Origin of the sequence: Streptomyces sp. NPDC086777 (assembly GCF_040702065.1) — a bacterium.
Lineage (GTDB): Bacteria > Actinomycetota > Actinomycetes > Streptomycetales > Streptomycetaceae > Streptomyces.
Map to the genome: position 1 here is coordinate 164,452 of NZ_JBFBJI010000007.1, position 20,856 is coordinate 185,307.

Genomic DNA, 20,856 nt, shown 5'->3' on the forward strand with positions numbered 1-20,856 from the left:
GGCCCTATGAGCACGCGTGCAGTCCTGGAGGTGATCGCCCTCGACGCCGAGGACGCGGTCGCCGCCCAGGCCGGAGGCGCGGACCGCCTCGAACTGGTCACCGACATGGCGGCCGACGGGCTGACCCCGTCGCCCCGGACCTTCACCGCGATCCGGGCCGCCGTCGACATCGACCTGCGCGTGATGCTGCGGCTGGCGGACGGGTTCGCCGTGGGCGACGCCGACCGTCTCGCGGGAGTGGCCGGGGAGCTGCGGGCGGCCGGGGCCGACCAGTTCGTGCTCGGGTTCCTGGACGCGGTGGGCGGGGTGGACCTGGACGCGGTGGAGCGGGTGGTGGCCGCGCTGGACGGCTGCCACTGGACCTTCCACCGGGCCATCGACCGGGCCGCGGACCGGGACGCCCTGCGCAAGCAGCTCGCCGACCTGCCGGGCCTGGACACCTACCTCACCGCGGGGGCCGCGGAGGGCGTGGACGAGGGGCTGCCCAGACTCCGCGCCGAGGCGGGACGGCGCGGAGAGCCGGGGTACGGGCAGACGCTCCTGGTCGGCGGCGGCCTGCGCCTCGACCACGTGCCCGACCTGCTGGCGGCGGACATCGACGCCTTCCACATCGGCGGCGCGGCCCGCCCGGCGGGCTGGGACGGGGCGGTGTCGGAGGCGGCGGTGCGGTCCTGGCGCCGGGTGCTGGACGGGGCGGGGTACTCCGACTAGGACCGGGGCCGGCTCACTCGGCGGCGAGCAGGTGGGCGGGGGCGATCCGGGACAGCCCGCGGATCGGCACCGTCAGCGCCGCCCCCACCAGGGCGGTCGCCGCGAGCGTGGCCAGCAGCGCGGCGCCGGCGACCGTGAACAGGTGCCCGTGCAGCACGCCCCGGCCCAGTGCCAGCACCCCGGCCAGACCGGCCACGGCGCCCGACAGGCCGCCCAGCAGAGCCAGTCCGATCCCCTCGTACAGGGTCAGCCTCGCCAGCTCGCGGTTGGTCCAGCCGGTCGCCCGCAGCACCGCGAGGTCGGCGGCGCGCTCGCGCTGTGAGATGACCAGGACGTCGACGGCACCGGCGGCGCCCAGCAGCAGGGACAGGGCGACGCTCAGGTAGTCGGCCTCGCGCGCCTGTGCCACCACGGCGTTGCCGAGCAGCGACCCGGCCACCTCGCCCCGGAAGGCCAGCGTCAGGGCCAGCAGCACCGTGAAGGCGGCCACGCCGAGCGCCAGCCCCGCCGCACCCAGCAGCGTGCGGCCCCGCACCCGCAGCAGATTGAGTACGGCCAGTCCGGCCACCGAACGCACCGGGCGGCCGCGACGGGCCGCGGTCACCGGGGGCCGGACGGCTTCCATCGGCCCCAGCCGGGTGGCCAGCCAGGCGGGGATCAGGCCCGCCGCCGTGGCCAGCAGCAGTGCCACCGGGAGCACGAGGAGCGACTTGGCACCGGCTTCGTGCCGGCCCAGCGCCCGGCCCAGCGCGTACGCGAGCATCGCGCCCGCGGCGCCGGCGGCCAGGCCGATCACCGCCAGTTCACCGAGGACCAGGCGGAGCACCTCGCCGCCGCTCCAGCCCAGGCAGCGCAGCGTGCCGATCTCGGTGCGGCGGGAGCGCACCGAGGCCAGCGCCGCCTGGCCGAGGAAGAGCGCGCACACGACGAGCACCAGCACGAAGAGCACCGCGCTCTTGGTGTCCACCGCCCGGAGGATGCGCAGGGCCACGCCCTTGGCGACCCAGCGCTCCGTCACCCGTGCCGAGCCGCTCAGCGCCACCGTCCGCGGGGCGGGCGAGCTGCCGACGGTGACGTCGACCTGGAGCCGGGGGTAGGCCGCCCGGATCGCCCCGGCCACGGCGTTCACCCGTGCCCGGGAGGCGGTGTCGACGCCGGTCACCCCGGCCACCCGGATCCTGATCGCGCTCACCGGGGCCTTGTCCTGCAGGCCCGGGACCCGGCGGCTCCCGGTGAGCGCGGTGATGGAGTCCATCGTCGTCAGCATGGTGGGCGGCGGGCTGACGTAGCCGCCCAGGTTGCGGTCGGGCTGCAGCGGCCTGCCGTCGAGCTTCGCCCGGGTCGCGCTGTCCGCGCCGGTGACCTGCGGCGTCTGGTAGGTCTCCAGCGGGGTGTCGGACAGTGCCGAGAAGCCGCGCAGCCGGCCGGTGTCGTATCGGCCGACCAGGCGGACGAAGGGGTTGGGCAGGCGCCCGGAGTCGACGCCGTCGCAGACCCCCAGGCCGATGCACTCCGTGGCGGCGTGGCTGGTCACCTTCCGGTACTGGACGCCCTGGTGGTTCTCCTCGGGGACGTTGCCGAACGGCTGTTCGTTCGAGTTGGAGATCCACAGGCCGCGCTTCTGGGGCGGCCGCGGCTGCGCGGCGAGGTCTCCGGCGGCGGTCCGGCGGTAGGTGACCGGGCCGACCGTCCAGTAGTTCCCGGTGTCGAACGAATCCTCGGTCAGCGCCTTGCGGTAGCCCTTGCTCAGGTCGACCCGGGTCGTGCCCACCGGGGTGCCGTGCAGGCCTCGGACGAAGCTGTCGGCCGTCGGGTTGCCCAGTTTCGAGGGCAGCACGGCCGGGTCGCCGACGTCGAGCCGCTCGACGGTGGCGTCGAGTGTGCCGGTGGTCAGCGGGCTGTCGCTGAGCAGCGCCGGGATGTAGGAGTCGTGCTGTCCGTGGACGCTCTTGGCGGACGACACCGTCCACGGCCTGTCCCGCTCGGTGAGCATCCGGCCCGAGGTGACGGTGGAGCCGAGGCCCACCAGCTTGTCCTCGGCCGCCGGGTCGATGGCGGACAGCAGCACGGGGTAGCTGACCGGAACGTCGATGGTGGCCTTGTCCCGACCGGAGTGGCAGTTCATCCGCGAACTCAGGTCCGGGTCGAACGGTGACCTGTCCCTGAGGTCCTCGGCGATGAGGTTCGGCTTCATCGGCAGGTTCAGGTTGAACTCGGTCTGCTCGCTCTTGTCCCAGTTGAAGTAGTAGCAGACGTCGTACTTCCCCTGCAGCAGATACCGCCGGGTGCTCTTGTCGACCGCGCCCTTCTCCAGGGTGTCGGACTGGAACAGGTCCTCCGCCGTCCCCGCCGAGGTCAGGGGGGACCGGGTGAGGTAGACGTACTCGTCGGAGGTGCGGTAGGTGCCCAGTCCGGAGGTGAGGGTGGGGCTGATGCGCAGGATCTGCCGGGACGCCTTGCCGTCCAGGAAGCGGGACACGTCGACGGTGACGGTGCTCGACACCATGAGGTAGCCGATGTTGGCGACCGGCGCGGCCACGTCGACCCCGGCCGTCCCGCGGATGCGCCGGTACTGGTCCATGGTGATGCCGCCGAACGTGCCGGACAGGAAGTTCGGCGTCACCAGAGCGCTCTGCCGCTCCACGGCCGTCTGCGAGTCGGGCGGGCGCACCAGCACGTCGTACGCGGACCGGGCGTTCTTCCGTACCGTGCCCACGGTGGTCGCCTGGCTCGTGCTCACCGTCGAGGTCAGCAGGGTGAAGCTGGTCGCCGCCACCAGGATCCCGGCGGCCAGGGCCAGCGCGCGCCCGCGCCGCCGCCGGAGCTGGTCGAGGATCATCGTGATCACGGGCGCAGGCCTCCCAGCCGGTGCAGCACGTCGCCGGCCGGCGTGACCCGCTGGTCCGAGGTGATCCTGCCGTCCTGCAGCCGCACCACCCGGTCGCCGTTGGCGGCGACCTCCGCGTCGTGGGTGGCGATCAGCATCGTCATCCCGTACCGCTCGCGCAGCGACATCAGCAGGTCGATGATCTCCCGCCCGATGACGCTGTCCAGGTTGCCGGTGGGCTCGTCGGCCAGCAGCAGTCCCGGCCGGTTGACCAGCGCGCGGGCGACGGCGACGCGTTGCTGCTGGCCGCCCGACAACTGCGCGGGCAGGGCGTCGGCGCGGTGGTCCAGGCCGACCGCTTCGAGCAGTTCCATGCCGCGCGCCCGCCGGTCGAAGTCCACTCGCCGCGGCAGGACGGGGGCGAGCACGTTGTCCAGCGCGGTCAGCGCGGGCAGCAGGTGGAAGCGCTGGAAGACGAAGCCGATCCGCCGGCGGTGCCGGTCCAGGTCCCGGCGCACCAGTTCCGTGCCGTCGATCTCGACGTGCCCCTCGTCGGGCTGGTCCATGCCACCCGTCACGTGCAGCACGGTGGACTTGCCGGCACCGGAAGGGCCGGTCAGCATCACCACCTCGCCGGCCGCGACCTCCAGGTCCACCCCGTCCAGAGCGGTCAGCCCGGGATACCGGCGGCTCACCCCGCGCAACGCCACGCTCACAGCCATAGATGCAGCCTCGCCCTCGCACATCGCGGCACGTCCCGCCGCACATACATTGCGGCAATTCAAGGGTATGTTGTCACAATGTAGAAGGGACGTATATGCCGCTCCATCACGCCGTGCTCGCGCTGCTGACCCGGCGGCCGAATCACGGATACGAACTCAAGGCCCGCTTCGAGGAGGCCATCGGCCCGCAGTGGGGTGGCCTGAACATCGGTCACCTCTACCAGATCCTCGAACGGCTGGTCCGGGACGGCTATGTCTCGCGCTCGCAGGTCGCGCAGGCCGACCGGCCCGACAAGAACCTCTACACGCTCACCGAGGCCGGCGAGGCCGAACTGCGCTCCTGGGCGACCACCGCCTGGGTGCGCGTCGGCGGTTTCCGCGACGAACTGTTCCTGAAGCTCCTCGGCGCCTCCGCCCTGGGCCCGCAGGCCCTGACCACGCTGATCGAGGCGCAACGGCGGACGTACCTGTCCGAACTGGCGGGCCTGGCCCGCCAGCGCCGGGCCCACGCCGACGAGCCGCTGGTCGTCGTCCTGATCGACGCCGCCATCGCGCACACCAAGGCCGACCTCGGACTCCTGGACAGCGCCGCACAGCACATGGGACCACTCGCGGCGGCACAGGGCGAGGCCGAGGAGACCGGCGGTCACGGCGGGACGGGCGCGTCCCGCGCGGAGCCCGCCTGAGCGGGGGCCGGCAAAACACCCTGCGCCCCCGAAGGGGCCGCTGGGGGTACCCCCGGCCGGAGGCAGGGGGCGGAACTGCGCGACCGGCCACGACGGCGCCGCCGACGGCGGACGGTCTGTCGTGGCAGCTCCGGCGGAGCGGCTCTACCGGCTCAGGCCAGCTGCGGCGGCAGCGCGGCCGCGTGGGTCACGATCAGGCCGGAGACGGCTCGGGTCAGGGCCACGTACAGGCGGCGCAGGCCGGTGCGTTCGTCCGGTTCGCCGTCGACCACGGCCCCGGGCTCGTCGAGGACCACGTAGTCGTACTCCAGACCCTTGGCCAGCGACGCCGGGACCAGGGTGAGGCGGGTCCCGGCGGTGGTCTCCTCGCCGGGGTTCAGGTAGGTGATCCCGGCTGCGGTGAGCGCCTCGGCCAGTGCGGGCATCCGCGCGTCCGCCGCGATCAGGCCCGTCGAACCCTCGTTGCGCAGCAGCTCCTCGCAGGCGGCGACCACTTCGGTGGTGTCCTCCGCGGCGCGGACCTGGAAGAAGCCGGGGTTCTCACGGACCGATGCCACCGGGGTGAGACCCGGCGCGATGTGCGGGAGGAGCCGGGAGGCGTAGGTGATGACGTCGGTCGGGACGCGGAAACCCGCCGTCAGCTCCTCGACGACGCCGTCGGCCTTGCCGAGATGCGCCAGCGCCTCGGCCCAGCTCCGCGTCGCCCAGGGCGTGGTGCCCTGTGCCAGGTCGCCGAGGACGGTCGCCGAACCGGTGGTGCAGCGGCGGCCGACCGCGCGGTACTGCATGGGGGACAGGTCCTGCGCCTCGTCCAGGACGACGTGGCCGAGCGAGTGCGTGCGCTGCACGAGGTCGGTCGCCTCGTCGATCAGCACCGCGTCCGCGGCCGACCACTTCGCCGCCCTGACGCTGCGCACCGGCTTTGCCCACAGGATCGTCTTCTGCTCCTCGCCGGTGAGGATTCCCTCCGCGTGCACGGCGAGGAAGTCCGCGTCCGTGAGCAGCCGCAGCACGAGCTTCGCCGGGTCGACCGGCGGCCACACCTGCTTGACGGCCGCTTTCACCGCCGCGTTGCGCGCCACCGAGTCCTGCACGCGGTCGTCGGGCGCCTCTCCCGAGCGCTCCATCTGGACCAGCACGGCGTGCGCGATGCGCTGTGGCAGGGCCTCCCGCGCGGCGCCGTACCGGATGTCCCGGTCCAGCAGCTCCCGGACGATGTCCGCCAGCTCGTACGCCGGGACCCGCCAGCGCCGGGAGCCGCGCACCACCACGACCGGTTCGGTGGGCGGCGTGACGTGCGCGTAGACGGCCCGGCGCAGGACCTGCGCCATCCGGGCGTCGCCCTTGACGACCGCGGCGGGGGCGTCGTCGGTGGAGCGGATGCCGATGTCACGGGCCACCAGGTCGTCCACCGTCGCCTGCTGCACGGTCAGCTCGCCCAGCGCGGGCAGCACCTGCTCGATGTAGTGCAGGAAGGAACGGTTCGGGCCGATGACCAGGGTGCCGGTGCGGGCCAGCCGCTCCCGGTGGGCGTAGAGGAGGTACGCGACCCGGTGCAGGCCGACGGCCGTCTTCCCGGTCCCCGGGCCACCCTGCACGCACACCGTTCCGCCGAGCCCGCTGCGCACGATCTCGTCCTGCTCGGGCTGGATGGTCGCCACGATGTCGCGCATCGGGCCCACGCGCGGGCGCTCGATCTCCTGCTGGAGCAGCTTGCTGGTGCGGGCCGCCTCGCCCGGGTCGGAGAGGTGCTCGTCCTCGTACGCCGTGATGTCACCGCGGGTGTACCCGAAGCGGCGGCGCAGCGCGACGTCCATCGGGTCCTTCTTGGAGGCCCGGTAGAACGGCTGCGAGACCGGCGCCCGCCAGTCGATCACCATCGGGTCGCCGTCGTGGTCGTGCACGTGCCGGCGCCCGATGTAGAAGCGCTCGCCGTAGGCGCCCTCGGCCTGGTCGGCGCCGGGGGCGTGCAGGTAGTCGAGGCGGCCGAAGAAGAGCGGCGTGTCGCTGAGGTCGGCCAGCGCCTTGATGCGCTCCTCCATCTGGCGGGCCAGGACCTCGGCGTTGACCCAGTTCGCGGTGACGTCGCTGATGTCCAGCGACTCGACGTCCTCCCGCATGGCACGCAGGGCGGCGCGGGACTCGGCGAGGTGGGACCGTTCGCGGGAGAGGGGGCCGGGGTGGGGGTCGGAGCGGTCGTCCGCTAGCGGGTCGTGGGCGGGCGTGGACAAGGGGGTGCCTCCGAAGGCCTGCGAGTCGATGGCGCTCAGGTGTGGGTGGCGCACGGGTGGCGATCAGCCGGCCGGTTTCCGTCCGGGCGGCGGCACTCCGGGGGACGGAGGCGGGCAAGAGCGGAGATTGTAGTGAGGTGGGGGGCGGGGAGGCCAATGGATTTCCTGGGGGCGGTCGTGCTGTTCCCCGCGTCCCCTAGGGGGAACGTCACCCGGAGGGTGGGGCCGAGGCCGGGGGTGGGGTCCATCGGGGGGTGGACCGGAGGGTGCCGGAAATTGGACCCGTGGACCGATGCCGTACCGGGGTGCGAAGTTCCACCATGGAGACATGAGCGCAGCAACCATCCACCCAGCCCCCAGCCGTCCGCCGGGCGCCACGGCCCTCGACGGAGTCCCGCAACCCCACCACCGCCTGGGCGACGCCCTGCGCGCCGTCAAGGTGTTCGTCAGCGCGGCGTTCAGCGTCGCGATACTCGGTGAATACGGCGAGGAAGCGGGCATACGCCGCAGGTGACGGCATAGGGTCGCCCCCGTGCCGAACCGGACGGTGACGTCACCCCCTGCCCCACCCGCCTCCTTCCCCCTCCTGCTGTCCCTCTCGTTGGCGACGGTCTCCCTCTGCTCCTTCGCCGCCCTCTGCATCCTGCTCCGCGCCCCGATGGCCGACCTGCTGGTCTACCGGGCCGAGGGCGAGGCCGTGGTCCACGGCGGTGATCTGTACGGCTTCGCGGTCACCGAGTGGCGGCTGCCGGCGACGTATCCGCCCTTCGCGGCGGTCCTGTTCGTCCCGGCGACCTGGATCCCCGTGCCGGCTTTGAAGGCTCTGTTCCTCGCGGGCAACGCGCTCCTGCTCGCCTGGCTCATCGCCCTCTCCGCCCGCCTGGCCGGCCGCACCCCACCCCTCCCGCTGGTGTGCGCGGCGACCGCAGTCGCGCTCTGGCTGGAGCCGGTCTTCCAGACACTCCTCTTCGGCCAGGTCAACCTGGCGATCACCGGTCTGGTCCTCTGGGACCTCACCCGCCCGTCCGGCGCCCGCGCCAAGGGCCTGGCCCTGGGTGTCGCGGCGGGCGTCAAACTCACCCCGGCGATCTTCATCGCCTACCTGTTCCTCACCGCGCGCGGAAAGGAGGCGGCCACCGCGACGGCGTCCTTCGCGGGTACGGCCCTGCTCGGCGCCCTTCTGCTGCCCGCGGCCACCGTGGACTTCTGGACGCGACGCCTGTTCGAGACCGGCCGGGTCGGCAAGGCCTGGATCGTCGACAACCAGTCGCTCCAGGGCCTGGTCGCCAGGGCGACGGGCGTGGCGGCACCGGGCCCGGCCTGGATGCTTCCGGCGGCCGTGGTGGCGGCGGCGGGCCTGTTCCTGGCGGCCCGCGCCCACCGCGTCCAGGGCTCCGACCGCTGGGGCGTCCTGCTCACCGCGTTCACGGCCCTGCTGGTCTGCCCGATCAGCTGGTCCCACCACTGGGTGTGGTGCGTCCCGCTGCTGGCGGTCCTGCTGGCCGGGGGCCGCACGCTCCTCGCGGCCGCGACGGCACTGGTCTTCACGGCCCGCACGCTGTGGCTGGTGCCCCACCAGGGCGACCTGGACCTGCACCTGCCGTGGTGGCAGCAGGCGTGCGCGGCGCCGTACCCCCTCCTGGGACTGACGCTGCTGGCGGCCGCCGTACCCGCGCTACGGCGGCGGAGCGGCGGCCTGCCGGGCGGGCGGCCCGGCGGCGCCCCGCCGGACGGCTCTCAGCTCTCCGCCAGCAGCTCGTCCGCGTCCATGATCCGGTAGGCGTAGCCCTGCTCCGCCAGGAACCGCTGCCGGTGGGCGGCGAAGTCCTGGTCGATCGTGTCGCGGGCGACGACGGAGTAGAAGTGGGCCTGGTGGCCGTCGGCCTTGGGGCGCAGCACGCGTCCCAGCCGCTGGGCCTCCTCCTGCCTCGACCCGAAGGTGCCCGACACCTGGATGGCGACCGTCGCCTCCGGCAGGTCGATGGAGAAGTTGGCGACCTTGGAGACCACCAGCACGCTGATCTCGCCCTCGCGGAAGGCGTCGAAGAGCTTCTCGCGCTGGGCGTTGGAGGTCTCGCCCTTGATGACCGGGGCGTTCAGGTGCTCGCCGAGTTCGTCGAGCTGGTCGATGTACTGGCCGATGACGAGGATCTGCTGCCCGGCGAACCGCTTCACGATCGCCTCCGTGACCTTCCGCTTGGTCGCGGTGGTCGCACAGAAGCGGTACTTCTCCTCGGTCTCGGCGGTGGCGTAGGCCAGCCGCTCCGAGTCCGTCAGGTTCACCCGCACCTCCACGCAGTCGGCGGGTGCGATGTAGCCCTGGGCCTCGATCTCCTTCCACGGCGCGTCGAACCGCTTGGGCCCGATGAGGGAGAACACGTCCGATTCCCGGCCGTCCTCGCGCACGAGGGTGGCCGTCAGCCCCAGCCGCCGGCGTGCCTGGAGGTCGGCGGTGAACTTGAAGACAGGAGCCGGCAGCAGATGGACCTCGTCGTAGACGATCAGACCCCAGTCACGGGAGTCGAAGAGCTCCAGGTGCGGGTAGACGCCCTTCCGCCTGGTGGTGAGGACCTGGTACGTGGCGATCGTGACCGGCCGGATCTCCTTCCGCGTCCCGCTGTACTCGCCGATCTCGTCCTCGGTGAGACTCGTCCGCTTCACGAGCTCGTGCTTCCACTGCCGGGCGGAGACGGTGTTCGTCACCAGGATCAGCGTGGTCGACTTCGCCTGCGCCATGGAACCGGCTCCGACCAGGGTCTTCCCGGCCCCGCAGGGAAGGACGACGACACCGCTCCCGCCGTGCCAGAAGTTCTCCACGGCCTGCTTCTGGTAGGGCCGCAGCGCCCAGCCGTCCTCGGCCAGCTCGATCGGGTGGGCCTCCCCGTCCACGTACCCGGCGAGGTCCTCCGCGGGCCAGCCCAGCTTCAGCAGGGTCTGCTTGATCTGCCCGCGCTCGGAGGGGTGCACGGCGACGGTGTCGGGGTCGATGCGGGCCCCGACCAGCGGGATGATCCGCTTGGAGCGCAGGATCTCCTCCAGGACCGGCCGGTCGGTGGTGGTGAGCACGAGGCCGTGCGCCGGGTGCTTGCTGAGCGTCAGCCGCCCGTACCGGTCCATCGTCTCGGCGATGTCGACCAGCAGCGCGTGCGGCACCGGATAGCGGCTGTACTCGACCAGTGCGTCGACGACCTGTTCGGCGTCGTGCCCGGCCGCCCGCGCGTTCCACAGGCCCAGCGGGGTCACCCGGTAGGTGTGGATGTGCTCCGGTGCCCGCTCCAGCTCGGCGAAGGGCGCGATCGCCCGGCGGCAGTCGTCGGCCCGCTCGTGGTCGACTTCCAGGAGCAGGGTCTTGTCGGACTGGACGATCAACGGACCGTTCACGAGCTGCACCCTTTCGTCATGGACCAAAGTTCCAGTGTGCCTCATGGACGAGCGATCACCTTCGCCGTTCGACGGAACGTGCACCGCTCGTGATCGCCTTCGGCAGGTGCCTGATCGTCCGGTGCAACCCTGGGTCCGTTTCGGGTGTCATGTCCGAGGGAGCCACGGATGGGCGTGGCTCGGTGGGGAGGCTGGGGTGACGTCCGTACGCATCTGGGGTACCGGCGCGGGGGCCGTGGTGGTGCTGGTGGTGGCCGGGGTGTGGGCGCGCGGGTCGAGCGCGGTCGACGCCGGACTGTGGGCCGAGGTACGTCCCGTGATCGAGGCGCGGCTCGTGACGCAGGCGACCGGATCCGGGTACGCGGAGACCGACGAGCCCGCGCTCAGGTCGCGGTGGTTCTGCCGGGCGGAGGCCCTGGAACTGGAGGCGAGCGGGGGCCGGGTGCGGGCCGGCGTGGACACGCTGTGCGAGGAGTACGGGGAGCGCGCGGGTGCCCTGGTGCTGTGCAGCGGTGCGGAGATACCGGAGGTGGTGCGGCTGGAGCGGGACCAGACCGACGGTGGCTATCGGGTCGTCTCCGAGGAACAGGCGCCGGAGGACGACAGCGCCGAGTGGGAGGAACACCACTTCAGCCACCACGCGGCCGCTCGGCTCGACCGGGGGATGACGTCCACCGGCCTGCGGGCCGCGGCCCGCGCCCACTTCGGCCTGCCGGCCGGGGCACCGGTACGGGACTGCTAGCCGCGCCGCCGAACTGTGAAGCGCCCCGCGAGGGGTGCTGGGGGTACCCCCGGCCGAAGGCTGGGGAGGAACCGCGCGACCAGCCACGACGGCGCCGCAGCCGGACGACGGCCCACCGCGGCCTCGCCACCGGGACGCCTCAGTCCTCCGCGAGTTCCGCCACCCCTGTCACCCGGTGCAGGGGATAGGTGCGTACCTCGTCGGCGGTGTGGTCGTAGGCGGTGACGAAGCCGCCCTCGACCCGGATGGGGGCGATGACGCGCTGACTGGCGGTGCCCTCGGCGTTGACGTAACCGATCCAGAGGGTGTCGCCGGTGAGGACGGCGGCCTGCATGGTGGCGAGGGTCTCGGCGGCGGTGGTGCGCGGGAGTTCGCCGCCCTTGACGGCGGCACCCGCGGACTTGCGCGGGGTGGTGGCGGCCAGGTCGCCCGCGCGGATCGCGCGGATCGCCGCCGTGAGAAGGGTGGGGTCCGGTGGCGGCGGGCCGTCCGGGACCGGCGCGGGTGCGGTGCGCGGCGGGGTGCGGTGCGCGTGGGCGCGGGTGATCAGGACGTCGCCCTCGGCGGACTCGGCGGCGGGCGCGTAGCCCATCGCGCGCAGGCCTTCCAGGAGGGCGGCCGGGTCGGCCTGGGTGGCCAGGACCGTCGGGGCCAGGCGGCGCAGGCGCAGGCCCGAGGCCCGCTTGTCGGCCATGATCTCGTTGAGGACGCTGTCGTCGTCGCAGCGGACGTACGCCGAGGCCGCGCCCACCCGCAGGTGTCCGTGTCTGCGGGCCACGTCGTCGATCAGGTAGGCGAGCGGCTGCGGGACCGGTGTGCGGGAGTGCGTGGTGAGGAAGGCGTGCAGGTCCGCGGCGGTCTGGCCGGCGTCCAGGGCGCGGCGGACGGAGGCGGGCGTGAAGCGGTAGACCGTGGCGCCGCCCTTCGACTCGACGTCGGCGAGGACGCCCAGCGCGTCGGCGAGCGGGCGGCGCAGCGGGCCCGGGGCGACCGCGGTCAGGTCGGCCTGGAGCAGGACGTGGTCGAGGGGCTCGGGGAGCAGCGGGGCCAACAGCCGGCCGGCGGTGGCGGTGGCGGCGGCCTGCTCGGGCGGGGAGAGGGGTTCGAGGGCAGGGGAGAGGTGGTGGTGGCGTACCGGGAGCTTGTCGCCCGGTCCGGACGGCTCCGCGGCCTGCTCGGGCGTCTTCGCCACGGCCGGTGCGCCGAGGAGCGCGCGGCCCTGCGCCGACAGCGCCCCGCGCCCGGTCACGCCCAGCAGCTCGGCCTCGGACAGCGTCCAGCGGGCCAGCCGGGTGCGCAGGTCGTCGCCTTGCTGCTGCGGGCCGCGCAGCGGGCGTTCCCAGCGCAGCCGGGCCAGCACCGAGTCGGGGGCCGGGGCGGCGGCCTCCGGGAGCCCGGCGAGGAGGGACAGCACCCGGTGCCGCACCTCGGGCGCGGCGGAGCGGTCGAGGCCGGGGCCGAGCGCGGACAGGGCGCGGTCCTTGGCGTCCCGGCCGCCGACCAGGCCCGAGGCGCGGGTGCCGGTCAGCCAGGCCTCGGCGAGCTGGGCCCAGCGTTCGGCGGGCGGGCGGTCCAGCCACTCGTCGTAGGCGGGGGTGGCCGCGTAGCGTTCGTCGGCCTCGCCGTCGGAGGCGAGCAGCCCGGCCGCGTAGGCCAGCTCGACCCAGAACGCGGCGACCGGCTCGGGCACGTCCAGGGCGACGGCGGTCCGCTTGAGGTCCCGGACACTCAGGCCGCCCGCCCGCAGCACGGCCGGCCCGCCCTCGTCCCAGTCCTTCAGCAGCTCCTCGACGGTCGCGAGCGCGGTGTACGCCTGCCCGGCCGCGGTCGCGTCCACAACCTGTGGACGGTGGGTGGCGGCCGGCTCGACGGCGGGCGGCACGGGCTCCGGTTCGCGGTGGGCGCGGCCCTCGCGCAGGTGCAGGGCGACCTCGCGGGGCAGCACCACGGTGCCCGGCACGGTCGGCAGCAGCAGGCCGCGGTCGAGGAGCCAGCGCAGATGGGCGGCCGGTTCGGGCGTGATCTGCCCGTACGGCGGCCCCCACACCAGCCGGGAGAGGACCTCCCGGGACTCGGGGGGCGCGGCGGCGAGCAGCTTCGCCATCTTCTTCCGGTGGCCGAACAGCTTGGTGAGCCCGTCCACCGCGGAGACCGAATCGTGTGTGGAGGGCAGCCCGGCGGCGGCCACGATCTCCTGGATCCGGCCCGGTGACATTCCCGAGGTGGCCTCCCGCACGCTCGGGCCCAGACCGGTCGGCGACGGGTGCTGCGCGGACGGGGCGAGCACCTCGCGGGCGGTCCGCACCAGCCGCAGCCGGTCGTCGCCGCCCCACACCAGCGCCTGGTCGCGGAGCGCGGCGACGGCCCGCGGCAGCTCGCCCGCGACGGCCGGGTCCCCGGCGGCCCCGCCGTCCCCGGCCATCAGGCCCAGCAGCTCCTGGTACGAGGCCGGGTCACCGGCCACCGCCAGCGCCTCCGCGGTCTGCAGGGCGAAGCGGTCCAGCCGTTCCAGGGCGCGCAGCACCGAGGCGCGGGTGCCGGCCCGGGTGGCCAGCTGGGTCAGGTCGGTGGGGACGGGGGTGATGAGGTCGGGGCGTGCACGCAGCAGTACGGCCAGGGAGGCGTCGTCCCTGGCCCGAAGCGCCTCCGCGAGGGAACGCGGCGGGGTGGCCGGGTTGCTCATCCGACCCACGGTAGCGGGTGCGGGGCGGGCACCGGGATCACCCGTCGCACGGCCGTCCCCGAGCAAGGGGCGGCCACCGGGCGAACGGGACATTGCGTTCACGTCCGGCGAATGCGGTTCAACGTAGGCGTCGCGGCACCTCCGGCAGCACTCGGCATCCGGTCGCCGTCGGCCGCCGACGGCAGCGCAGGTACCCGTACCGGCAGAGCGGGTACACCTGCGTCTCCCGCGCCGGTACGGCAACCGTCCCCGCCCCGGGACCCGTTGCCCGCTGGTGTGCCGGCCGACATGAGCCGTGGCCTGCGCTACCGTCGTTCCGACGGGGTAATCCAAGTTGTCCAGGGCAACGCACCGGCCCCGGAGGGGACTTCGTGGGTATCGAGAGCGATCAGGTCGTCTACGAGTATCTGAGCCGCGTCGGGGACATCGCGCACCAGCGCCAGTTGTCGTCGGCCGAGCGGATGCGGCTGGTCTCCGGGCTGCGCAACGACATCGACCGGCAGCGTGCGAAGGCGACCGTCGACAGCCCGGCCGCGGTCCGGCGCATCCTGGACCGGCTGGGCACGCCCGACGAGGTCGTCGAGGCGGCGGGCGGTACGACGGCGGCCGGCGCACCGCAGCCGCCGCCGGGCGCGGTCCCCGTCCAACGGGACGCGGAGCGTTCGGCACCGGCCGAGGACCTGCGGCGCGTCGTACCGCGCCCGCGGCCCGCCGAGCCGGACGGCGGCGCGACGGCGCCGCCGGACTGGTGGCGGGTGGACAGCAGCCCGTTCGGGGACGGCGACGGGGTGCCGGGGTTCGTCGGCGGGGTGGAGATCCCCGAACTGCTCAGCAGGCCGCGGCTGCGTAAGCCGGAACCGGTGGAGGCCGAGCCGGCGGCGGCCCCCGTGGTGGAGGAGGCCGTGCCGCCGTCCGGGCGGCGACGCCTTCGTCCCACGGTCGGCTGGAGCAACCCCCTCCTCCTGCTCGCCGCCGCCGCGCTCGTGGTCGGCGCGGTCCTCGGCAACTGGTTCGCGCTCGTCCTCGGCTGGGCCATCGCCTACGGCTCCCGGCGGCTCAGCCCCGCGGAGACGAAGCTCGCGGTGATGTGGGTACCGGGGCTGTCCGTCGCGGCCGGTCTGGTCTGGCTCTGGGGCCGCAGCGCGGGGCGCTGGGGCGCGCCGATCGCCCAGGGGCAGATGAGCGGTGCCGTGGGGGAGACCTGGCCGTGGGTGGTACGCGGCGCCGCGCTGGCCTCGGCCGTGTACGTGGTGTGGCGGTCGCAGCGGGCGCGGTAGCGGGGCGCCGGGTTCGGCTGTCGGCCGCCCGGCCGGTGGGGGCCGTTCGCGCAGCCCCCCGCGCCCCTTCGGGTGGGACCGGCCTGCCCACCTTCTCGGGGGCGCGGGGAACCGCGTGACAAGCCCGCACCGGCCCGCGGCCGGACCATGACCCGACCCGGTGCCTTCCGGGCGCCCCGGCACAATGGTGCATATGACTTCTCGCCCCCTCACCGTCGGCTTCGATCTCGATATGACGCTCATCGACTCCCGGCCCGGCATCCACGCCACCTATGTGGCGCTCGCCGAGCGGACCGGGACGTTCATCGATGCAGACCTGGCGGTGACCAGGCTGGGGCCGCCGCTCGCGGAGGAACTGGTGCACTGGTTCCCGGCCGAGCGGATACCGGAGGTGAGCGATCTGTACCGGGCGATGTACCCGGAGATCGCCATCGCGGCCACCCCGGCCATGCCGGGTGCGCGGGAGGCGATCGCGGCGGTGCGGGAGGCCGGCGGCAAGAGCGTGGTGGTCACCGCGAAGTACGAGCCCAACGCGAAGCTGCACCTCGGCCACCTCGGCATGGTCCCGGACGCGGTCGTCGGCGATCTGTGGGCCGAGCAGAAGGCGGTGGCGCTGCGTGAGCACGCCGCGGGCGCCTACGTCGGCGACCACGTCGGAGACGTACGCGGGGCACGCAAGGCGGGAGCCCTGTCGGTGGCCGTGGCCACCGGGCCCTGTGACGCCGAGGAACTGCGCGCGGCCGGTGCCGACGTGGTGCTCGCCGACCTCACCGAGCTTCCGGCGTGGCTGGCCCGCTACCGGGAGGACGCCTCCCGCGCCTGACGGCGGCCGGCCGCGACCGACTGGAGCACTCCGGCGGCCGCGACCAGGAAGCCGACGCCCATGAGCATGCTCAGCAGGTACATGTACGTCGGAAAAGGCTTCGCGCCGAGGAACAGCGGTATCACGGTGACGAGTGTGGCCACCGTACCGATGAAGAAGACCACGGCTCCGGCACGGACCAGTCGGTCACCGGGCCCGGCGGAATTCGCTTGGGTTTTGTCACGCACTCGACCAGGGTAGTTCCCTGCCCGAAGGAACAACCGGGCGACGTCTTGTCACGCGCCCGCAGACCATTAGCCTTGGTACCGGCGGGTCGTGGTCGACCCGCCCGAGTGCTATCAAGGCCCGTTCCAGAGCTGTTGCATTCAGAAGTTTTCCGAGCAGTTTCCGACGAGATACGAGGACGAGGACAGACGTGCCTACCGGCAAGGTCAAGTGGTTCAACAGCGAGAAGGGCTTCGGCTTTCTCTCCCGCGACGACGGCGGTGACGTCTTCGTCCATTCCTCGGTTCTCCCCGACGGGGTCGACGCTCTCAAGCCGGGCCAGCGAGTGGAGTTCGGTGTCGTCGCCGGTCAGCGCGGTGACCAGGCGTTGTCCGTGGTCCTGCTCGATCCCACCCCGTCGGTCGCCGCCGCCCAGCGCAAGAAGCCGGACGAGCTGGCCTCGATCGTGCAGGACCTGACGACCCTGCTCGAAAACATCACGCCGATGCTGGAGCGCGGCCGTTACCCGGACAAGGCCGCCGGCGCGAAGATCGCCGGGCTGCTGCGCGCGGTCGCGGACCAGCTGGACGTGTAGCCGGGTAGCCGTGTGAGAGGCATATGCCTCTCGGCAGTGGGTAAGTCCCGTGCGTTTTCTCAGGGGAAATCGAGTGCGTGCGGGCCGAGGGGCGGGACGAGTCCCTCGGCCGCCGCGCGGGTGAGCAGTCCGCGCACCGCCGCGTAACCGTCCTCGCCGAGTTCCGAGGTGAACTCGTTGACGTAGAGCCCGATGTGCTGGTCGGCGACGGCCGGGTCCATCTCCTGGGCGTGCGCCATGACATACGGCCGGGAGGCCTCGGGATCGTCCCAGGCCGCGTGGACGGACGTACGGATCGAGTCGGCGAGGCGGGTGAGCGCCTCGGTGCCCAGCGAACGCTTCGCGATGATCGCGCCCAGCGGGATCGGCAGGCCCGTCGTGTCCTCCCAGTGCTCGCCCATGTCCGCGAGCTTGTGCAGGCCGTAGTTCTGGTACGTGAAGCGCGCCTCGTGGATCACGAGCCCCGCGTCGACCTTCCCGTCGCGTACGGCCGGCATGATCTCGTGGAAGGGCATGACCACGATCTCGCCGACGCCGCCGGGGAGCGTGTCCGCGGCCCAGAGGCGGAACAGCAGGTACGCCGTCGACCTCTCGCTCGGCACCGCGACCGTACGGCCGGTGAGGTCCGCCCCGGCCTCCCTCGTCAGCACCAGCGGCCCGCAGCCCCGCCCCAGCGCGCCCCCGCAGGGCAGCAGCGCGTACTCGTCGAGGACGTACGGCAGCACGGCGTACGACACCTTCAGCGCGTCCGACTCGCCGCGCTCGGCCATGCCGTTGGTGATGTCGATGTCCGCGAAGGTCACGTCGAGCGCGGGCGCGCCCGGGATCCGGCCATGGGCGAGGGCGTCGAAGACGAAGGTGTCGTTCGGGCAGGGCGAGTACGCGATCCGCAGGGTCTCACTGGTCATGCTGGTTCCAACTCTCCAGGGCGGGCACGAGCTTCCCGAAGGCCTCGGTCAGGGCGGCCAGGGCGGCGCCGATGCGCCAGGCGGCGCGGTCGCGGGGGCCGACGGGGTTGGACACGGCGCGCAGCTCCAGCACGGGCACGCCGTGCGCGGCGGCCGCCTCGGCGACGCCGAAGCCCTCCATGGCCTCGGCGAGGGCGCCCGGGTGCCGGGTCCGCAGCGCGGCCGCGCGGACGGCGGTCCCGGTCGTCGTGGAGACGGTGAGTACTGCTCCCTGACGGGCTCCGGTGACCTGAGTCGTCACTCGTACGAGTGAATTTGGCGGGCGGTGGCTGACGGTTCCGAAGCCCAGTTCGGTGACCGGGAGGAATCCGTCTGCCGTCTCGGCGCCCAGATCGGCCGCGGTGATCTCGTCGGCGACGACCAGCGAGCCGACGGGGGCCTCCGGCTGGAAGCCGCCGGCGATCCCGGCGGACACGGCCAGCGTGTAGGGGTGGCCGTCGAGGGCGGCGGCGGTGAGGGCGGTCGCGGTGCCGGCGGCGGCGAGGGCCGGACCGACCCCGGCGGCGAGCAGGTCGTACCCGGCGGCGGTGCGCAGCAGCGTCGTACCCGGCAGCCGTACCTCCGTCGTGCCGTCCGGGAACGCCAGTGCCACCGCGTCCCGTTCGGCCGGGACCGCGGTGGCTACGAGGATCCGCCCGGCGGACGTGGTCAGGCGTCCTTCTTGAGCTTGAAGGACCACAGGCCCAGCACCGACTTGTCGCCCTCCTTGATGGAGACCAGGGTCGAGTTGCCGGAGGCGCCGTACTGGGCGTTGAAGAACACGCTGCCCGGGATGGTGCGGTAGGTCTTGCTGCTGGAGTCGGTGAGCGCCTGACCGTTCATCAGGATCGTCCAGCCGTTGTCCGCGATCTTCGGGTCGACGCCGAAGCGGACCGTGTCGTCCGGGTCCACCTTGATGGACTTGATCCCGGTGTCCTTCAGGCACTTCGTGAGCGAGGCCGTGTCCAGGGCCTTGCCGTCGTTGTAGCAGGTGGCCTCGGAGTTGACCGAGGACGTACCGACGGTGATCGTGGCGATCGGGGTCGGCTTGTCGCAGGCAGACAGGACGAGCAGTCCGGCGGAAACGGCGCCGGCGGCGGCGACGACGCGGCGGCGTCGCGAGCGGGAGTGCAGCGTGGTCATGGCCGAAGGCTATCGGGCGGTCCGGGCCGTCTCCCCATGTGGGGTACGGCGTGCCCGGTTCGTTACGCCACTCGCGGGCGGGTACGGGTGCCGTGCCGGGCGGAGCCGATCAGGCCGCGCAGGGTGGCCAGCCAGCCGGTCGCCACGATCGCGGCGGCCACCACCAGCCCCAGGGTGCCGTTCAGCGGCATCACGATGCCCACCGCGCCGCCGAACACCCAGGCCACCTGGAGCAGTGTCTCCGAGCGGGCGAACGCGGACGTGCGCACCAGTTCCGGCACGTCCCGCTGGATGAGCGCGTCCAGGGACAGCTTGGCCAGGGCCTGCCCGAAACCGGCCGTCGCCGCCAGCACCGCCACCAGGAAGGCGCCGAAGAACAGCGCCGCGACGATCGCGGTACCCAGCACCAGGGCCACCGCCGCCACGATGATGATCTCCGGCGCCCGGGAGCGCAGCCACGACCCCACCGCCGTACCGAGCGCGTTGCCGACGCCCGCCGCGACCCCCACGATCCCGAGCGACACGGCGGCGCTCTCCCCGGTCAGCGGGTGCTCGCGGAGCAGGAACGCCAGGAAGAAGATCAGGAAGCCGGAGAGGCAGCGCAGGGCCGCGTTGGCGCCGAGGGCGTGGGTGACGGCGGGCCCGACCGTCCGCAGCCCCGGCCGCCGCGTCTCCTTGCGGAGCGGGCCGTGCAGATGCTCCTCGTCGGCGGCGAGCAGCGCCACGTCCTCGCCCTTGGCGGAGTCGACCTTGGGCGGCAGGGAGAAGGAGAGGAAGGTTCCCGCCACGAAGATCACGAAGGCGCCGTAGAGCGGCCACGGATCGCCGATCGCGTGCAGCCCGGCCCCGACCGGGGCGGCGACCCCGGTGGCGAGCAACCCGGCCAGGGTGACCCGCGAGTTGGCCTTCACCAGCGAGAAGCGGGGCGGCAGGAGTCGGGGCACGACGGCACTGCGCACCACGCCGTACGCCTTCGACGCGACCAGCACCCCGAGGGCCGCCGGATACAGCTCCAGGCCGCCGCCGGCCACCGCGCCCGCGATGATCAGCGCGAGCAGCGCCCGGGCGAGCATCGCACCGGCCATCGCGGCGCGCCGCCCGTGCGGCAGCCGGTCGAGCAGGGGGCCGATGACCGGGGCGAGGACGGTGAAGGGCGCCATGGTGATGGCGAGGTAGAGCGCGACGCGGCCGCGGGCCTCGTCGGTGGGCACCGAGAAGAACACGGTGGAGGCGAGCGCGACGGTGATCATGACGTCGCCGGCGCCGTTGACCGCGTGCAGCTCGATCAGTTTGCCCAGCCCGGACTCGCCGGCGCCGTGCGCGTGGGTGGCCTTGCGGATGGAGCGGGCGGTACCGGTCACCGGAAGGTGCAGGGCACGCCCGACGGAGCGGACGGCACCGCGCATCCGGCCCGCACCGCTACCGACCCCTACAGCCCGTTGGGGTGACCTCGCGGTTGCCACGTGCTTCATAGTGCCCTGAGAGTGCTGTTCCTAGTGCACTTTGTGGCCAAGCGAGTCGGAAGGGGCCGGGGCGGGGGGTTTCGCTCACCGGCGCTTGCCGGGTGGGCGCAGCTGTGCAGCCGACGCGGCTGCAGCGCCCCGTAGGGGGCGCTGGGGGTCCCCCCGGCCGAAGGCTGGGGGAGGAACTGCGCGACCGGCCCCCACGCACCCGCACACACCACACGACCCCACCGCCCCGGAAAAGACCCCGCCCCGCCTGAAATCCCGCCCCCGCCCCACCCCCCGTCGGCTCTCCCCCTCCCTGCTCGCACGCCGGACTGTCCCCATCCACCGGCGACGGGGTAGCGTGCGTATCTCAGCCATAAAGCAGAATGGATGGCATAGGTGCGCCCGAGCGCGATCGGACGCGGACGTCGATGCG

General features: G+C 73.3%; 18 protein-coding genes. 8 read left to right on the forward strand and 10 right to left on the reverse strand.

Features of this window, described 5'->3' with window-relative positions:
- The first annotated feature begins 6 nt into the window (after nt 1-6).
- Entirely contained in the window at nt 7-711 is a 705-nt protein-coding gene (locus AB0472_RS12930; protein WP_366355967.1) for a copper homeostasis protein CutC, read from the forward strand.
- Between the two features lie 13 nt (nt 712-724).
- On the opposite strand, the gene AB0472_RS12935 is transcribed toward AB0472_RS12930, so the two are convergent.
- Entirely contained in the window at nt 725-3,550 is a 2,826-nt protein-coding gene (locus tag AB0472_RS12935) for an FtsX-like permease family protein (RefSeq protein ID WP_366356138.1), read from the reverse strand.
- Nucleotides 3,551-3,555: 5 nt separating this feature from the next.
- A complete protein-coding gene (locus AB0472_RS12940) occupies nt 3,556-4,260 on the reverse strand; it encodes an ABC transporter ATP-binding protein (protein ID WP_366355969.1) in 705 nt (234 codons plus the stop codon).
- A 95-nt stretch (nt 4,261-4,355) separates the two neighbouring features.
- On the opposite strand from AB0472_RS12940, the gene AB0472_RS12945 reads away from it, so the two are divergent.
- Nucleotides 4,356-4,946: a helix-turn-helix transcriptional regulator gene (locus tag AB0472_RS12945; protein ID WP_366355971.1), complete on the forward strand. Its 591-nt coding sequence runs from the start codon at nt 4,356-4,358 to the stop codon at nt 4,944-4,946.
- A gap of 152 nt (nt 4,947-5,098) precedes the next feature.
- Here AB0472_RS12945 and AB0472_RS12950 read toward each other — a convergent pair whose 3' ends face one another.
- Nucleotides 5,099-7,177, reverse strand: coding sequence for a UvrD-helicase domain-containing protein (locus AB0472_RS12950; protein WP_366356140.1), 2,079 nt, complete (start codon nt 7,175-7,177; stop codon nt 5,099-5,101).
- Between the two features lie 328 nt (nt 7,178-7,505).
- On the opposite strand from AB0472_RS12950, the gene AB0472_RS12955 reads away from it, so the two are divergent.
- Both AB0472_RS12955 and AB0472_RS12960 read left to right on the forward strand, forming a co-directional pair.
- A complete protein-coding gene (locus AB0472_RS12955; RefSeq protein WP_366355972.1) occupies nt 7,506-7,691 on the forward strand; it encodes a hypothetical protein in 186 nt (61 codons plus the stop codon).
- Between the two features lie 144 nt (nt 7,692-7,835).
- Nucleotides 7,836-8,957, forward strand: coding sequence for a glycosyltransferase 87 family protein (locus AB0472_RS12960; RefSeq protein ID WP_366356142.1), 1,122 nt, complete (start codon nt 7,836-7,838; stop codon nt 8,955-8,957).
- Here the strand turns inward: AB0472_RS12960 and AB0472_RS12965 are convergent.
- Complete coding sequence (locus AB0472_RS12965) at nt 8,915-10,558, reverse strand: DNA repair helicase XPB (RefSeq protein ID WP_366355974.1); 1,644 nt, start codon at nt 10,556-10,558, stop codon at nt 8,915-8,917. The genes AB0472_RS12960 and AB0472_RS12965 overlap by 43 nt on opposite strands.
- A gap of 196 nt (nt 10,559-10,754) precedes the next feature.
- On the opposite strand from AB0472_RS12965, the gene AB0472_RS12970 reads away from it, so the two are divergent.
- A complete protein-coding gene (locus AB0472_RS12970; RefSeq protein ID WP_366355975.1) occupies nt 10,755-11,300 on the forward strand; it encodes a hypothetical protein in 546 nt (181 codons plus the stop codon).
- Nucleotides 11,301-11,439: 139 nt separating this feature from the next.
- Here the strand turns inward: AB0472_RS12970 and AB0472_RS12975 are convergent, their stop codons facing one another.
- Nucleotides 11,440-13,983, reverse strand: a complete 2,544-nt coding sequence (locus AB0472_RS12975) for a helicase-associated domain-containing protein (protein WP_366355976.1) — start codon at nt 13,981-13,983, stop codon at nt 11,440-11,442.
- A gap of 371 nt (nt 13,984-14,354) precedes the next feature.
- On the opposite strand from AB0472_RS12975, the gene AB0472_RS12980 reads away from it, so the two are divergent.
- Entirely contained in the window at nt 14,355-15,260 is a 906-nt protein-coding gene (locus tag AB0472_RS12980; RefSeq protein WP_366355977.1) for a hypothetical protein, read from the forward strand.
- A gap of 193 nt (nt 15,261-15,453) precedes the next feature.
- Nucleotides 15,454-16,083 (forward strand): HAD family hydrolase, encoded by a 630-nt coding sequence (locus AB0472_RS12985; RefSeq protein ID WP_366355979.1) that lies wholly within the window; start codon nt 15,454-15,456, stop codon nt 16,081-16,083.
- Here the strand turns inward: AB0472_RS12985 and AB0472_RS12990 are convergent.
- Nucleotides 16,056-16,310 carry a hypothetical protein gene (locus tag AB0472_RS12990; protein WP_093501502.1) on the reverse strand — a complete coding sequence of 85 codons (255 nt, stop codon included), beginning with the start codon at nt 16,308-16,310 and terminating at the stop codon, nt 16,056-16,058. The genes AB0472_RS12985 and AB0472_RS12990 overlap by 28 nt on opposite strands.
- Nucleotides 16,311-16,498: 188 nt before the next feature.
- On the opposite strand from AB0472_RS12990, the gene AB0472_RS12995 reads away from it, so the two are divergent.
- A complete protein-coding gene (locus tag AB0472_RS12995; protein WP_093501504.1) occupies nt 16,499-16,882 on the forward strand; it encodes a cold-shock protein in 384 nt (127 codons plus the stop codon).
- Between the two features lie 59 nt (nt 16,883-16,941).
- Here AB0472_RS12995 and AB0472_RS13000 read toward each other — a convergent pair whose 3' ends face one another.
- The 4 genes from AB0472_RS13000 to AB0472_RS13015 all read right to left on the reverse strand — a co-directional run bounded on the left by AB0472_RS13000 (nt 16,942) and on the right by AB0472_RS13015 (nt 20,378).
- Entirely contained in the window at nt 16,942-17,790 is an 849-nt protein-coding gene (locus AB0472_RS13000; protein ID WP_366355981.1) for a 1,4-dihydroxy-6-naphthoate synthase, read from the reverse strand.
- Entirely contained in the window at nt 17,780-18,529 is a 750-nt protein-coding gene (locus tag AB0472_RS13005; protein ID WP_366355983.1) for a futalosine hydrolase, read from the reverse strand. Before AB0472_RS13005 ends, AB0472_RS13000 begins: the two co-directional genes overlap by 11 nt.
- Entirely contained in the window at nt 18,499-18,972 is a 474-nt protein-coding gene (locus tag AB0472_RS13010; protein ID WP_366355984.1) for a DUF2771 domain-containing protein, read from the reverse strand. The genes AB0472_RS13005 and AB0472_RS13010 overlap by 31 nt, the downstream gene beginning before the upstream one ends.
- A gap of 62 nt (nt 18,973-19,034) precedes the next feature.
- Nucleotides 19,035-20,378, reverse strand: coding sequence for an MFS transporter (locus tag AB0472_RS13015; RefSeq protein ID WP_366355986.1), 1,344 nt, complete (start codon nt 20,376-20,378; stop codon nt 19,035-19,037).
- Nucleotides 20,379-20,856 lie beyond the last annotated feature (478 nt).